The organism is Arthrobacter sp., assembly GCF_031179985.1.
Classification (GTDB): Bacteria; Actinomycetota; Actinomycetes; order Actinomycetales; family Micrococcaceae; genus Arthrobacter.
Map to the genome: position 1 here is coordinate 47,351 of NZ_JAPSHJ010000012.1, position 13,300 is coordinate 60,650.

Genomic DNA, 13,300 nt, shown 5'->3' on the forward strand with positions numbered 1-13,300 from the left:
TCCGCAGTCCATCATGCCAGCGGCCCGCATGAATTCGCTTGTGCGACCTCAACAAAGAAGAACGCCCGCCCTAGTTTGAGGCGCGGGCTCCCGCTCGCCGGCTTTCATCGGCATTGGCTGAAGGCATGAAATGGCGCAGGCAGACTTAACCGCCTGCCCGCGCCGTGAAACCTGTTGCACTCGGGATTTCTCCTGCCGGGAGGGGCGTCAGCTGTGGTCGATTCGGATCTTGCGCTTCTCCCCGCTTTCCGACGGCTCCTTGGCAGGTGCCCGCACTTCCAGCACACCATCCTTATACTGGGCCGTGATGTCTTCCTCCCTGGCGCCGGGCGGTAGTGCGATACTCCTGTTAAATGAGCCGTAACGGAATTCAGAACGGTAGCTGTTTTTGGCCTTGTGCTCAGACTTCTCCTGGCGCTCAGCTTTGATCTGCAGCATGCCGTCGGCAACTGAGACGTCAAGGTCCTGCTCAGGATCGATGCCCGGCAGTTCAGCCTTGACCACCATGCTGTCGCCCTCCATATACTGCTCCACCCGGATGGACGAGAATGTGAGATCGCCGTCCAGGAACCGCCGGATGGGTTCCATGACGTCTGACGGCGCCCACTTGAGATCGGCCATTGTGTTCCTCCTCGGGATCCGGCCTGTGCTTTTGGGGCCGGTCGATACGCCCATTACACACCCGCAGAGACGTGGTGCTTAGGGCAGAAAGTCCCGGGGGGTTAGGCGGTCAGACGTCCTGGTCGGGAGGGCCCCGGCTAGTGTCCCATTCCCAGGCCGCCGTCGACCGGAATCACAGCGCCGGAAATGTAGGCAGCCTCGTCCCCGGCGATCCAGCGGACCACGTTGGCGACTTCAGTGGCTTCAGCAAAGCGGCCTGCGGGAACCTTGGTCAGGTAATCCTTTTGGGTCGCCTCAGGGAGTTCAGCGGTCATATCAGTGTTGATGAAACCGGGTGCGACCACGTTGGCCGTGATGCCTCGCGAGCCGAGTTCCCTGGTAAGGGAACGCGCAATGCCAACCAGCCCCGCTTTCGAAGCGGAGTAGTTGATTTGGCCCGGCGCACCATAGAGGCCGGAGACGGAGGAGATGAGCACCACACGCCCCTTCCGCATTTTGATCATGCCCTTTGAAGCCCGTTTGATGACGCGGAAGGCGCCGGTGAGATTGGTATCAATGACGGAAGTGAAGTCGTCCTCGCTCATTCGCATCAGCAGGGTGTCCCTGGTGATACCGGCGTTGGCGACCAGGACCTCAACAGGTCCGTGGGCGGCTTCGACTTCAGTGAAGGCTGCATCCACTGAGGACTCGTCCGTTACGTCCGCCTTGACCCCGAGGATCCCCGCCGGAAGGTCTGACTCGCTGCGGAAGGTAACGGCCACCCGGTCACCATTAGCCAGGAACGCCTCGGCTATGGCAAGGCCAATTCCACGGTTTCCCCCGGTGATGAGGACGCTGCGGCCGGCGGGTACTGCTTCAGTCATGTGGGGCTCCGGTTTTCTGCGGCGTACGGCACCGCGGTGAGGGCTGGGTTTACCGCCTCCGATCTTAGCCTCCGTTTGGGTGGCCCTTCCGATGGTGAGAGAATTGAAGCAAGCCTTTGGAGCGTGATTATCAGCCGTGACACTTGAACACCGACGGGCCTCCCGGGCAGCCAGGGAGCCGGACAACGCCTCAGGTGACGCCGAGGTACACAGCATCACCGATGCCGCCACGGCGCATTCTGAAGAGATGCGTCAGCGGATGATCAAGTATGCGGTGGCCATGGGTATCCGTATGGTTTGCCTTGTCCTCGTCTTCGTTCTGGACGGCTGGTTGAAGCTCATTGCTGTTGCCGGTGCTGTGTTCCTTCCTTGGATTGCTGTTGTCATTGCAAACGGCGGCGATAAGGCGGAAATTCACAGCGATTCATTGTTGGAATCAGCCCCCTTGGCTGAGTTAGACATGCCGGATCTCGCGCAAGAGGCTTCGGACGCTGATGACCAGGTTGTGGTGCTGCAGGGAGAACTCCTGGAAGACAACGGGGACAACGTAGAGGGCGAGGAACGCGCAGCTTCATGAGTATTTTTGATCTTGCCGGGGGCGACACCGTTATCCCCGAGGCCAGGTGTTCACGGAAGGGTTGCCGTAACGCAGCCTCGTGGCAGCTGCTTTGGAACAATCCGAAAATCCATACTCCGGAACGGCGTAAGATCTGGCTGGCGTGCGAGGAGCACCGGACCTGGCTTGAGGAATACCTGCAGACGCGGGGACTCTGGAAGCAAACCCTGGAACTTGGTGAACTTCCTTCCGGTCGCGCAAATCTCCCGGCAGGCAGGGACCACTGAATGTACCGCTTTCTCTTTTCCAGCAAGTGGCTGGGCTATTTGGTGTTGGCTGCAGTGTTTGCCTCGGCATGTGTCTTTCTGGGCCGTTGGCAGATGGACAGGCGGGCGGAAACCCTGGCGGAGATCAACAGGGTGACGAGCAACTACTCAGCAGAACCGCTGGCCTTCTCAGAAGCCCGTGACCAGTTTGAGCACCTGGATCCGGAACGTGAGTGGACGCAGGTTGAGCTGAAAGGCTCCTACGACACTCAGGGCGAGCGGATTGTGCGCAACCGGCCTCTCAACGGGCAGCCCGGTTATGAGGTGCTCGTCCCTTTCCGGCTTGAGACGGGTGAGACGGTGGTGGTGGACCGCGGCTGGCTGCCCATCGGGAACAACAATCCGGGCAGGCCGGATGCCATACCGGACCCTCCTGCAGGAAAAGTCACAGTCGTGGTGCGCCTCAAGGCAGGTGAACCGCAACTTCAACGTGGCGCCCCGGAAGGCCAGCTTGCCAGCATTGATCTCCCCACTTACGCAGCAGAGCTCGGTTATCCCCTGATGACCGGCGCTTACGGCCAACTCGCCGGTGAAAATCCTTCCGCAGCAGACATGCCGGTCGCCTTCCCGAAACCGTCCGTGGAGGAAGGCACGCACCTCTCCTACTCCCTGCAGTGGTTTGCGTTCGGCATCCTGATGTTCGTCGGTTTCGGCTATGCGGCAAGGCAGCAGGCAAGGAACGCGGCACTTGACGCCGAGGAAGATCTGGCAGGACACTCAGGGAGCGACATTGACGACGAGCATGCCGTCGTAGCGCCGAACCGTCGTCGTCCGCTCCCCCGAAAAGCCAGGAAAGCAACCTCCGAGGAAGAGGAAGATGCCATTCTGGACGCGCAGGGCTACTGACAGGAAGTATCTGCGATGAATCCGGACGCTGTTGCCAATGTGCAGCGAGCCCTGGTTGAGGCCGGGGTCCGGGACACGGTGAAGGTCTTTGAGACCAAAGTGCCGACGGCGTCCGCTGCAGCATCGGTGCTGGGTTGCGAGCTCGCGGCCATCACCAACAGCCTGATATTCGAACTCGACGGCGGCCCGCTCCTGATCCTTGCCAGTGGAGCCGCGCGGGTGGACACGGACCACGTCGCATCACAGCTGGGCTCCGGACGGATACGGCGCGCCACGGCCCGCTTCGTCCGTGAACACACAGGGCAGGAAGTCGGCGGAGTAGCCCCACTGGGTCACCCGCACAAGATACGGACGCTTTTGGACTCCACACTCGAGCAGCACGAGATCCTCTGGGCCGGAGCCGGAGACCACAACTCCATGTTCTCCATCACCTACCGGGACCTGCAGCGAATTACTGACGCAGAGGTTATGGACGTCCGCTGAAAACGCGGCCCTTCAGGATATCCTTCACCTGGCCCGGGCTCGCGGCACTTCCCTCAGAAGGCCCCGCAGCCGGTGTTTGTCCTGTGCCGAAAGCCCTTCTACCGTAAAGGAACCCACGGGAAATAGTTGGACCGTCCAAGAAGAAGAAGAAGGAACCCTCGATCGTCATCGCCACGTTGAACGCCCGTCTGCAGCCCCTGAATCGCGCTGATATCGAAGATGCCTTCGACGCAGCGATGTCACGGCACGCCAAGGGATTCGGGTCGTCGGTGGCGGCACTCCACTGGCAAGGGCCGCAGGAACCCGCTCTGTACATGTACGGCTCCGATTTTGCGGTCATGCAGGAGCGCCTGGCGCCTTTCCTGCAGGACTATCCGCTGTGCCAGCAAAGCCGCGTCGCCCGGATCGCCTGATGCTGATCCTGACTGGATCGCCGGAGTTCCGCGCGGGCGGTCGCTGATCATTCCTTAGGGCTGATTTGCATCAAAGAACCGGTGCTCCGCCGTGACTGAGCCGGCGCCGTGTGATTGGTCCCGGATGAAGTCCAGGTCCTCCCTGGAGAGCGGGATCTGGCCGTGCCTGTCGCACGCAATCTTCCCGGCGGCGTCCCTGCGGATTCTTGCTGACATGGTTCGCGGGAGAATCACGCATCCCGGATTCTCCAGCAGCCACTTCCGTGTCTCCGAATCCAGCCTTTCCCACTCGTCTTTGAGGTTCATGACGCCTTCCATCTCGTTTTCAGGCCGGGATAAATTCGTAGGCCAGCGCCGCCTGCGGCAGGATTAACCGGCTCCGGGTAGGCCGTCACTGTCTGATCTGAAAGGAGCACCACCCGGAACTGGCCAGTGTCGTCGGTCAGGAGTTCGAATGTTCCGCTCACGTCTGTCCGCCTGGGGGCAGCACGGCGCGATGCGTCAGTGTTGGGCGCAGGCTTCGGTGGGATGGGTCAACAGGCATTTCACGGTCCATGTTCTTACCCCTGTGAGGAAGAGTCATGGGCCGCTGCTTGACCTCCGCCCAGCCTACCGGGGCTCACCTCAGCCCACAATATCCCGGACGCTGTCCTTCGGACCGGTGCTGGTTTGCGGGCGAGGGCCTGCTAGGCCAGCGTGATCAGATCCAGGTAGTCCTCGTTCCAGAGGTCTTCAACGCCATCCGGCAACAGAACCACACGCTCCGGGTTGAGTGCTTCGACTGCCCCTTCATCGTGGCTGACGAGGACGACGGCGCCACTGTAGTTGCGCAGCGCACCCAGAATTTCGGCGCGGCTGGCGGGGTCCAGGTTGTTTGTGGGTTCGTCAAGGAGCAGTACGTTCGCGCTGGACGCCACAATGGTGGCCAGGGCGAGGCGGGTTTTCTCGCCGCCGGAGAGGACGCCTGCCGGTTTGTCGACGTCGTCCCCCGAGAACAGGAACGAGCCGAGGATGCCACGCACTTCGGCATCCTGCATGTCCGGAGCAGAAGAGCGCATGTTCTGCAGGACCGTGCGTTCGACGTCGAGCGTCTCATGCTCCTGGGCGTAGTAGCCCACTTTCAGCCCGTGCCCGGGGACAATTTCGCCGGTGTCCGGCTTGTCGACGCCGGCGAGCATGCGGAGCAGGGTGGTTTTGCCCGCTCCATTGAGTCCGAGGATGACCACCTTGGAGCCGCGGTCGATGGCAAGATCGACGTCGGTGAAGATCTCCAGTGAGCCGTAGGACTTGCTGAGGCCTTCGGCGGTAAGCGGCGTTTTGCCGCAGGGTGAGGGATCGGGGAACCGGAGGGCGGCAACGCGGTCGTTTTCACGCACAGCCTCCAAGCCCTTGAGCAGGCGCTCGGCCCGCTTCGCCATGTTCTGTGCGGCGACGGCCTTGGTTGCCTTGGCCCTCATCTTGTTGGCCTGGTCAAACAGGACCTGGGCCTTCTTCTCGGCGTTTGCGCGTTCGCGCTTTCGTGCGCGCTCGTCGGTCTCCCGCTGGAGCAGGTAGCGCTTCCAGTCCATGTTGTAGAAGTCGATCTGCGCCCGGTTCGCATCCAGCAGAAAGACCTTGTTGACGGTGGCTTCGAGTAGCTCGGTGTCGTGGCTGATCACGATCAGCCCGCCCTGGTGGTTCTTGAGGAAGTCGCGCAGCCAGGAGATGGAATCGGCGTCAAGGTGGTTTGTCGGTTCGTCAAGGAGCATGGTCTCGGCGCCTGAATAGAGGATCCGGGCCAGCTCAACGCGACGGCGCTGGCCACCGGACAGCGTTTTGAGCGGCTGATTGAGGATGCGATCCGGCAGTGCAAGGTTCGAGGAGATTGACGCTGCTTCAGCTTCTGCTGCATAGCCGCCGCCCGCGAGGAACTCGGCCTCCAGGCGGTCGTAACGGTTCATGGCCTTGCGCTGGATGGTGGCGTCATCGCTGGCCATATCCTCATGGGTCTGCTTGAGCTTGCCTACCACGACGTCAAGGCCACGGGCGGACAGGATACGGTCGCGCGCAAGCTGTTCCATGTCCGGGGTGCGCGGGTCCTGCGGCAGGTAACCGATTTCACCGCTGCGCGTTACTTTTCCCGCAGCCGGCAGGCCTTCCCCCGCCAGGACGCGGGTCAGAGTGGTCTTTCCTGCACCGTTCCGGCCTACCAGGCCGATCTTGTCTCCCTTGTCGATCCGGAAGCTCACCTGGTCCATAAGGAGACGGGCGCCGGCGCGCAGTTCAAGATCCTGGACGGTAATCACAGCAGGTAATGCCTTTCACAACAGGGAACGCCGCAGCACAACGGATGGGATCTGTTGGGGCCGGGGCAGGTAGCCGAGAGAACGGCCTCTACCAGTCTACCGGCAGGGCAAGCAACGCCTGAAACGCAGAGGTTAACGGCAGAATGGGCCACACTCCTCCTATACCGCTAGGCTCGGCGGATGTACACCGTAATCCCAGCAAACGTATCCGAAGCACAGCATAAAGCGGCGGTGGGACAACTCCTCGAGCAGTATCACCGCCAAACCGAGCGGGAGAAGGCGATCCACGGGATCGGCGTACACGCCGAAGGACTGCCGCTGCCCTCAAAATACCAGGATGAAATCGATGATCCGGAAGGAGCCTTCGCGCATTCCCACGTCCTCATCGCCGCCGATGGCCCTGACGTTGTGGGGATGCTCGTGCTCACGGTTGACGCCCACGCAAGTGAGGTGAAGCGGTTGTGGGTGGTGCCGTCAGCCCGAGGCCTCGGGATCGGCTCGGCTCTTCTTCAGCAGGCACTGCGCGTCGCGGAGGACTTCCAATCGCCGGCAGTGCGCCTGACCGTATGGCCCTGGCGCGAGCCTGCGCTGCGTTCCTACCGACGCCTCGGGTTCGCGGATGTTCAGTCCTGGGACAGCCGCTCAGGGCTCGTATGCATGGAGCTGGTCCTCACAAAAAACAATGCCGCGTCCCGGGATTAGTAGACCCCCTACAAAAAACGCGTAGTCGGCGGGACGTATCGTCAGAATCCAGACGTAGTTATGTGCCGGCGGTTCCTGCCTGCACCCGAGAACAGGATTAACCATGACCCAAACTGACAATGCCGTCACCACTCCTTCACCGGTGCAACGCAAGCGCTGGAACGCCACGGATCTCGGTCTCATCGCTGTTTTCGCCGCGCTCGTTGCGGGCTCGGCTCTGATTGCCGCTATTCCCGTCGGCGGGCTCGGCGTACCCATTACCCTGCAGACGTTGGCGGTCATGCTCACCGGACTGGTGCTGGGACCGGGACGTGCTTTTGCCGCCGTCGGACTCTACGTGCTGTTGGGCCTGGCCGGGCTGCCCATCTTCAGTGGCGGGCGCAGCGGTCTGGGTATTCTGGCCGGACCATCGGCGGGCTACATTATTGCGTTCCCGCTAGCCGCCGCCGCGGTGGGTTGGCTCGCTGTCGTGATCATCCAGCGCACAGTGAAGAACCGCGGCGTCCTGCTGTTTGGCGCTGCCATGGTCAGCAGCATCGTGCTGGTTCACGCTCTGGGAGTGCTGGGAATGGTGGTCAACGCCAAGCTCGAACTGTCGAAGGCTGTTCTTGCCGACCTTGCCTTCTACCCCGGCGACATCATTAAGAATGTTCTCGCTGTAACCATCGCCCTCGCCCTTCACAAAGCCTTCCCCGACCTCCTGGTCCGTCCGGCCAGGAGCAAAAGCCGCCTGCCGTGAAATCCATAGTCCTCAACCAGGTGGGCGTCGAGGTCGTCGCGGACGGCACCGCCGGATCCAAGGTGCTGCTGAGCGGGATCTCCCTGACGCTGACTGAGCAGCGTGTGGGTGTGATCGGAGCGAACGGTTCAGGGAAGTCAACCCTGCTTAGGCTTCTGAACGGCCTGATGGAGCCCAGCACGGGCAAAGTGACCGTCAAGGGAAAAGACACCGTACGGGACGTCCGCTCTGTTCGCCGGGAAGTGGGTTTTGTTTTTACCGATCCGCTCTCCCAGCTGGTGATGCCGACCGGGCGGGAGGACGTGGAGCTGTCACTCAGGCGTTCCATCCGGAACCCGCACGAGCGTCGACGGACCGCTGAGTCAACCCTGGAGCGCTTTGGATTGCTGCCCCTTGCTGACCAAAGCATCTATGAACTTTCCGGTGGGGAACGGCAGCTTCTTGCCCTCGCGACGGTATTGGCGGTTGCGCCGTCCGTACTGGTACTCGATGAACCGTCCACTCTGCTGGACCTTCGGAACCGGGAACTCCTGCGCCGCACCATTGCCGGACTGGAACAGCAGGTGGTGATGTCCACCCATGACCTGGACCTCGTTCAGGACATGGACCGGGTGCTGGTGGTGGATGACGGAAGGATAGTGTTCGACGGCGCCCCAAGTGCCGCCGTCGTTCATTACCGTCAGCTCTGCGCAGCTTCCCTACCCCCGCTGCCGACGCCGGCTGTGGAAGAAGTCCGTAAACCGTTAGAGGCTCACCTTGGGGAGTATCGGTGAGCAGTTCCAACTTCCTGCTGGTCAATTATGTGCCCGGAGCCTCTCCCATCCACCGGGCACCGCTCTGGCTGAAGTTCCTGGGCGTATTTGCCTGTGGCTTGGCCTCGTTCCTGATTGTGGACTGGGCGGTGTCCGCCGGCGCCCTGGCACTCATGTGCGCCCTGTTTCTGGTCAGCGGGGCAGGGGTCCGGAGACTTTTCCGTGCCGTGCGTCCCGTCCTGCCCGTCCTGCTGGTGATCGGATTGTTCCAGTGGTGGCAGCTGGGGGCACCGACAGCGGGGCGGATCGTCCTGAATATTCTGGTCTGCATTGTGGCTGCATCGCTGCTGACTGCAACCACTCCCATTCAGCGGCTCTTGGATGGTGTGGTCAGCTCGGCGCGTCCGTTCCAGCGCTTCGGGGCTGACCCTGAACGCTTCGCCCTGACCATTGCCATCATGCTCAGGAGTATCCCGTACATCGCCGGCGCCTACTCAGAGGTCCGGGACTCTGCCCGGGCGCGGGGCCTTGAACGGAATCCGCGGGCACGCATTCTTCCCGTCATCATCACCACCGTGGCCTTCGCGCGCCAGACCGGTGACGCTCTGGCAGCCCGTGGCCTGGGCGAAGCCGACGACTGACAGTTGCCAGCGGTCAGGGCCAGCCGCATTGCCCCTGCCTGTCAGCCGATGGCCCCATAGCGGAGTAAAGCCGCTGTCCCCATGCCTCCAGCGATGCTGATCATGGCCAGTGCAAGCCTCTCCTGTCCTGGACTCCGCCGTGACTGGGCCAGCAGCCTGGTCACGAGGACAGCCCCGGAAGCACCGTAGGCGTGGCCCAACGCTAGTGCGCCCCCGTCCCGGTTGACCTGACCCGGATCCAGGCCCAGTAGATCGAGGCAGGCCAGCGTTTGCGAGGCAAAGGCCTCATTGAATTCCACCAGGTCAAGCTCCTGGGCTGTGACGCCTTGAGTCGCCAGGACCCTGGCAGCAGCTGAAGCAGCTCCAATGCCCAATAACTCCGGATCCACGCCTGCAGTGTCCGTTCCGAGCACCAGAAGCCCGTCCCTGGCCCCCAGCTCGCGTGCCCGCTGGAGGGACGTGATGACGACGGCGGCTGCTCCGTCGGCGTCGAAACAGGAGTTGCCGGCCGTTACAGTTCCCTCGTTGCTGAAGGCCGGAGGGAACCTTGCAAGCACGCCGGCGGTGAGCCTGGGGCGGGGCCCGTCATCGTCCGTGACAATGCCTGTGCCGCCGCTGCTCTGAAGGGGCTGTATTTCGGACTCGAAGAATCCGGCCTTTGCCGCTTCCAGCGCACGGCGGTGGCTCTCCAGCGAGAAGGCATCCTGGCGTTCCCGGCTGATGCCGTAGCGCGCTGCGACATTGTCCGCGGCAACGCCCATATCCGGGTCCCCGTAGGTGTGCGGCACAAACTGTGCCCGGCCGAAAAATTCAGGCTCACCCGCAATCCCGCGGTGGGCCCGGAGCGGGGCAGTGCTGATACTCTCTACACCGCCAGCCAGGTAGGCACCGTTGCCGCCCGCGGCCACCATGCGGGAGGCGAGCACGATGGCGTCCAGACCCGAACCGCATTGGCGGTCTACGGTGACTCCCGGCACTAAGACGGGCAGTCCGGCCTCCAGCAGGGCCAGCCGGGCAACATTACCGTTCGCTCCTACAGCGTTGCCGATCACCACGTCGGCGACGGCGTCAGCGCTAAGCCTGGTTTCCGCCAGCAGGCCGGCCAGTACGGGCGCCAGCAGTTCGTGCGCACGCAGTGAACTGAGTGCTCCTCCTGTGCGGCAAAGGGGTGTACGCCGGGCTTCGATAATCACCGGCTGACGATCGGCAGGAAGAGGGCTTACACCGCGGAAATCGTAGCGTCCAGTCTCAGGCAAGGCGTCGCGCCTTCCGGTCGCCCTCGCCAATCCAATCAAGCAGAAGCTGCCGGCTGACCTTGCCGCGGTCAGTCAGCGGGAGCTCGTCCAGGATGTAGTACTGAATGGGCCGTTTGTCCCGGGCCAGGACCTCTTCGAGCCCTGTTCTCACCTGCGTGGCAGTGAGGCCGCCGTTGGAAAGCACAATGCCAGCTACAACACGTTGACCGCGAAGATCGTCCGGCATTCCGGCAGCTACGGCGGCTGCGACTCCCGGCACGGAGGCCAGGGCCAGTTCCACCTCGTGCGGGTAGACGTTTTTGCCTGAGGTGATGATCATGTCCGAGCGGCGGCCCAGGATATGGAGCTCCCCGTCCGTCAGGTAGCCTTGGTCGCCAACGGTGAACCAGTCACCAAAGCGTCGAAGCGCCTGGCCGTCGTCTCCCCACAGATAGCCGTTGCTCACCATGCCGCTTCGGACGCAGATGTTGCCGTCGGCGCCATCAGGCAGGATTCCGCCGTCGTCGTCCATGATCAGGACTTCCACCCCGGGAAACGGCCGGCCGATTCCGGACCCGCCCGGCGAGGGGGTTTGGCCCGGAGCGAGGCCGAGTCCGGAGACAAAGCTGAGTTCGGAGGCGCCGTAGTACTCAAACAGGGTGGCATTGGGCGCCCACCTGCGGGCAGCCTCAAGGGTCCGCGCGTCCAGCTTGGACCCGGCGCAAATGATGCTCCTGACTCCGGAGGCATCTACTCCTCCTAAGAGGCCGCGCTCGCTCAGGAGCCTTAGCATCGTGGGTACCAGCACCAGGCGGGTGATTCCGTCGTGGGTGATGGCGGCATGAACATCCCCGACGTCGAAGCTGTCGAGGGTATGGAACTCGGAACCCGCGTAAAGACATTCGGACAGGGCATAGAGGTTCAGGCTCGATGCCAGCGGCCCGGGGGCCATGGTTTTGTCTGTTGATTCGAGTCCGAAGAAGGCCATGGAGGCCTGGAAGGAACGAACCCAGGATTGCCGGGACCGGGTAAAGGCTTTGGGAACAGATGTGGTGCCGGATGTCATTCCGATGAGGAAGCTGGAGTCCGCCGGGCCGTCGTCCAGTGCAGTTCCCGACGCCGGCGCCGGTGCGCCGAGGCGGGAACGAACCTCGTTCCTCAAATGCTCTGGCCAGGACGGATCCAACACGGCGCACTGCCGCTCCCCCGCTACCGCCGCGGCGAAACGGGCGACAAATTCGACAGAATTCCCCTCCGTCAGCACAGTCACCTGTTGGGATTGCGGAACCAGATCAGCCGCCAGCTTCTGCAGGGACTCCCAGGTCAGCCGTTGGGCGCCAACAACAATGGCAGTGTCGTCGGGACGTTCATTGGCCCAGCGCTGGAGTTGGTCGAGAAAAGGCATCAGAGCCACTTTACCGCCGCCACCAGGTTCCCTCACCGCCCGGCCGGACTATTGTGACGTTATGAGTTTCAACGACAATGTCCCCTTGGATCCATCACAGGTGCAGGACCGCCGGGGCATGGGGCGAGGCACCAAAATAGGCGGCGGCATAGGCGGCGGAATCGTTCTCCTGCTGGCGCTGCTGTTCGGTGTTAATCCTCAGTTGCTGGAAGGCCTCGGGGGAACCGTGCAGGACCCCTCAGCCCAGAGCCAGGGAACAGCGCCGGCCTGCAGGACCGGAGCGGACGCGGACCAACGTCTTGATTGCCGGATCGTCGGGACGGTCAACAGCCTGAACGCTTTCTGGCCGGCCTACCTTGCCGGGTACAACCGGCAGTACCCGCAACCTGAAACTGTCATCTTCCGGGATGCCACAGAGACCGGATGCGGAGCGGCCACGTCAGCTGTGGGTCCGTTCTATTGCCCCGCCGACACCACGGCGTACTTCGACCCTGGATTCTTCCAGGAACTCGTGGACCGGTTCGGTTCATCAGGCGGCCCGCTTGCCCAGGAATACGTGGTGGCCCACGAGTTCGGCCATCATGTCCAGAACGTGCTGGGTTACCTGGACCGTGCCCAGCAGGATCCGCAAGGGCCTGAATCAGGCGCTGTCCGCGTCGAGCTGCAGGCTGATTGCTATGCCGGCCTCTGGGCCCACCATGCCACCCAGCCGGACCCTGCTTCCGGCCAGCCCTTCCTGGACCCGCTGACCGAACAGGACCTGAAGGACGCGCTGTCCGCCGCTTCCGCCGTCGGCGATGACCGAATCCAGGAGGCCGCAACGGGAAGGGTCACCCCTGAAGCCTGGACGCATGGTTCCAGTGAACAACGCCAGCGGTGGTTCTACACAGGCTATTCCACCGGCGACATCAACCAATGCGATACCTTCTCGGCCGCGACTCTCTGAACCCAATCGATTGCTCCGTAGGCGCCGTTTTCATGCTCGAAAAGGGCCGATGGGGAGCAATCGATGGTTAAGCGCGACGGCGGCCGGTTACCTTCGCGGGAAGGTAACCGGCCGCCGTCGAGGCCATGGAGGCGGTGGGGACTTAGATGTTGAACCCGAGGGCGCGCATCTGGTCCTTGCCGTCATCGGTGATGCGTTCCGGACCCCATGGCGGCATCCACACCCAATTCAGGCGCCATTCGTCCACAACACCGTCCAGTGCCTTGCCGACCTGCTCTTCGAGCACGTCCGTCAGCGGGCAGGCAGCGGTGGTGAGCGTCATGTCGATCAGCAGTGCGCCGTCGTCGTCGGAGTATTTCAACCCGTAGAGCAAACCGAGGTCAACAATGTTGACCCCGAGCTCCGGGTCAATGACGTCCTTGAGGGCCTCTTCGACATCCTCAAGGCCCGTCCGGGCGGTATTGATTTCGGTCATGACTGGTCCTTA

Annotated in this window: 17 protein-coding genes; 10 read left to right on the forward strand and 7 right to left on the reverse strand. The window is 62.6% G+C overall.

Features of this window, described 5'->3' with window-relative positions:
- Positions 1–207 precede the first annotated feature (207 nt).
- Positions 208–621, reverse strand: coding sequence for an Hsp20/alpha crystallin family protein (locus RIN13_RS08065; protein WP_309106820.1), 414 nt, complete (start codon positions 619–621; stop codon positions 208–210).
- A 137-nt stretch (positions 622–758) separates the two neighbouring features.
- Positions 759–1,484, reverse strand: a complete 726-nt coding sequence (gene fabG, locus RIN13_RS08070; protein ID WP_247040559.1) for a 3-oxoacyl-ACP reductase FabG — start codon at positions 1,482–1,484, stop codon at positions 759–761.
- A gap of 136 nt (positions 1,485–1,620) precedes the next feature.
- On the opposite strand from fabG, the gene RIN13_RS08075 reads away from it, so the two are divergent.
- The 5 genes from RIN13_RS08075 (at position 1,621) to RIN13_RS08095 (ending at position 4,108) form a co-directional block, all read left to right on the forward strand.
- Complete coding sequence (locus RIN13_RS08075; protein WP_309106821.1) at positions 1,621–2,061, forward strand: DUF3099 domain-containing protein; 441 nt, start codon at positions 1,621–1,623, stop codon at positions 2,059–2,061.
- Positions 2,058–2,327 carry a hypothetical protein gene (locus RIN13_RS08080; protein ID WP_309106822.1) on the forward strand — a complete coding sequence of 90 codons (270 nt, stop codon included), beginning with the start codon at positions 2,058–2,060 and terminating at the stop codon, positions 2,325–2,327. Before RIN13_RS08075 ends, RIN13_RS08080 begins: the two co-directional genes overlap by 4 nt.
- Positions 2,328–3,212, forward strand: coding sequence for an SURF1 family protein (locus RIN13_RS08085; RefSeq protein WP_309106823.1), 885 nt, complete (start codon positions 2,328–2,330; stop codon positions 3,210–3,212).
- Between the two features lie 15 nt (positions 3,213–3,227).
- A complete protein-coding gene (locus RIN13_RS08090) occupies positions 3,228–3,695 on the forward strand; it encodes a YbaK/EbsC family protein (protein ID WP_309106824.1) in 468 nt (155 codons plus the stop codon).
- Positions 3,696–3,871: 176 nt separating this feature from the next.
- Entirely contained in the window at positions 3,872–4,108 is a 237-nt protein-coding gene (locus RIN13_RS08095) for a hypothetical protein (protein ID WP_309106825.1), read from the forward strand.
- Positions 4,109–4,162: 54 nt separating this feature from the next.
- Here the strand turns inward: RIN13_RS08095 and RIN13_RS08100 are convergent, their stop codons facing one another.
- Positions 4,163–4,414, reverse strand: a complete 252-nt coding sequence (locus tag RIN13_RS08100; protein WP_309106826.1) for a hypothetical protein — start codon at positions 4,412–4,414, stop codon at positions 4,163–4,165.
- 380 nt (positions 4,415–4,794) lie between these two features.
- A complete protein-coding gene (locus RIN13_RS08105) occupies positions 4,795–6,393 on the reverse strand; it encodes an ABC-F family ATP-binding cassette domain-containing protein (protein WP_309106827.1) in 1,599 nt (532 codons plus the stop codon).
- Positions 6,394–6,573: 180 nt separating this feature from the next.
- On the opposite strand from RIN13_RS08105, the gene RIN13_RS08110 reads away from it, so the two are divergent.
- The 4 genes from RIN13_RS08110 to RIN13_RS08125 all read left to right on the forward strand — a co-directional run bounded on the left by RIN13_RS08110 (position 6,574) and on the right by RIN13_RS08125 (position 9,227).
- Positions 6,574–7,095 (forward strand): GNAT family N-acetyltransferase, encoded by a 522-nt coding sequence (locus tag RIN13_RS08110; RefSeq protein WP_309106828.1) that lies wholly within the window; start codon positions 6,574–6,576, stop codon positions 7,093–7,095.
- A 103-nt stretch (positions 7,096–7,198) separates the two neighbouring features.
- Positions 7,199–7,834, forward strand: a complete 636-nt coding sequence (locus RIN13_RS08115; protein WP_309106829.1) for a biotin transporter BioY — start codon at positions 7,199–7,201, stop codon at positions 7,832–7,834.
- Entirely contained in the window at positions 7,831–8,607 is a 777-nt protein-coding gene (locus tag RIN13_RS08120; RefSeq protein WP_309106830.1) for an ABC transporter ATP-binding protein, read from the forward strand. Before RIN13_RS08115 ends, RIN13_RS08120 begins: the two co-directional genes overlap by 4 nt.
- Positions 8,604–9,227: an energy-coupling factor transporter transmembrane protein EcfT gene (locus RIN13_RS08125; protein WP_309106831.1), complete on the forward strand. Its 624-nt coding sequence runs from the start codon at positions 8,604–8,606 to the stop codon at positions 9,225–9,227. The genes RIN13_RS08120 and RIN13_RS08125 overlap by 4 nt, the downstream gene beginning before the upstream one ends.
- Positions 9,228–9,268: 41 nt before the next feature.
- Here the strand turns inward: RIN13_RS08125 and RIN13_RS08130 are convergent, their stop codons facing one another.
- Together RIN13_RS08130 and RIN13_RS08135 are read right to left on the reverse strand one after the other, a co-directional pair.
- Positions 9,269–10,483, reverse strand: a complete 1,215-nt coding sequence (locus RIN13_RS08130; RefSeq protein ID WP_309106832.1) for a thiolase family protein — start codon at positions 10,481–10,483, stop codon at positions 9,269–9,271.
- Positions 10,476–11,867: an AMP-binding protein gene (locus RIN13_RS08135; RefSeq protein ID WP_309106833.1), complete on the reverse strand. Its 1,392-nt coding sequence runs from the start codon at positions 11,865–11,867 to the stop codon at positions 10,476–10,478. The genes RIN13_RS08130 and RIN13_RS08135 overlap by 8 nt, the downstream gene beginning before the upstream one ends.
- Positions 11,868–11,928: 61 nt before the next feature.
- Between RIN13_RS08135 and RIN13_RS08140 the strand changes: the two genes are divergently transcribed.
- Positions 11,929–12,813 carry a neutral zinc metallopeptidase gene (locus RIN13_RS08140; RefSeq protein ID WP_309106834.1) on the forward strand — a complete coding sequence of 295 codons (885 nt, stop codon included), beginning with the start codon at positions 11,929–11,931 and terminating at the stop codon, positions 12,811–12,813.
- A gap of 142 nt (positions 12,814–12,955) precedes the next feature.
- Here RIN13_RS08140 and RIN13_RS08145 read toward each other — a convergent pair whose 3' ends face one another.
- Positions 12,956–13,288 (reverse strand): metal-sulfur cluster assembly factor, encoded by a 333-nt coding sequence (locus RIN13_RS08145; protein WP_247045237.1) that lies wholly within the window; start codon positions 13,286–13,288, stop codon positions 12,956–12,958.
- Positions 13,289–13,300 lie beyond the last annotated feature (12 nt).

Excerpts from the sequence above, each read along its gene's own strand:
- RIN13_RS08065 (WP_309106820.1), bottom strand. The coding sequence starts at position 621 with ATGGCCGATCTCAAGTGGGCGCCGTCAGACGTCATGGAACCCATCCGG.
- RIN13_RS08140 (WP_309106834.1), top strand. The coding sequence starts at position 11,929 with ATGAGTTTCAACGACAATGTCCCCTTGGATCCATCACAGGTGCAGGAC.
- RIN13_RS08110 (WP_309106828.1), top strand. The coding sequence starts at position 6,574 with ATGTACACCGTAATCCCAGCAAACGTATCCGAAGCACAGCATAAAGCG.
- RIN13_RS08145 (WP_247045237.1), bottom strand. The coding sequence starts at position 13,288 with ATGACCGAAATCAATACCGCCCGGACGGGCCTTGAGGATGTCGAAGAG.
- RIN13_RS08080 (WP_309106822.1), top strand. The coding sequence starts at position 2,058 with ATGAGTATTTTTGATCTTGCCGGGGGCGACACCGTTATCCCCGAGGCC.
- RIN13_RS08135 (WP_309106833.1), bottom strand. The coding sequence starts at position 11,867 with ATGCCTTTTCTCGACCAACTCCAGCGCTGGGCCAATGAACGTCCCGAC.
- RIN13_RS08100 (WP_309106826.1), bottom strand. The coding sequence starts at position 4,414 with ATGAACCTCAAAGACGAGTGGGAAAGGCTGGATTCGGAGACACGGAAG.
- RIN13_RS08115 (WP_309106829.1), top strand. The coding sequence starts at position 7,199 with ATGACCCAAACTGACAATGCCGTCACCACTCCTTCACCGGTGCAACGC.
- RIN13_RS08085 (WP_309106823.1), top strand. The coding sequence starts at position 2,328 with ATGTACCGCTTTCTCTTTTCCAGCAAGTGGCTGGGCTATTTGGTGTTG.
- fabG (WP_247040559.1), bottom strand. The coding sequence starts at position 1,484 with ATGACTGAAGCAGTACCCGCCGGCCGCAGCGTCCTCATCACCGGGGGA.
- RIN13_RS08090 (WP_309106824.1), top strand. The coding sequence starts at position 3,228 with ATGAATCCGGACGCTGTTGCCAATGTGCAGCGAGCCCTGGTTGAGGCC.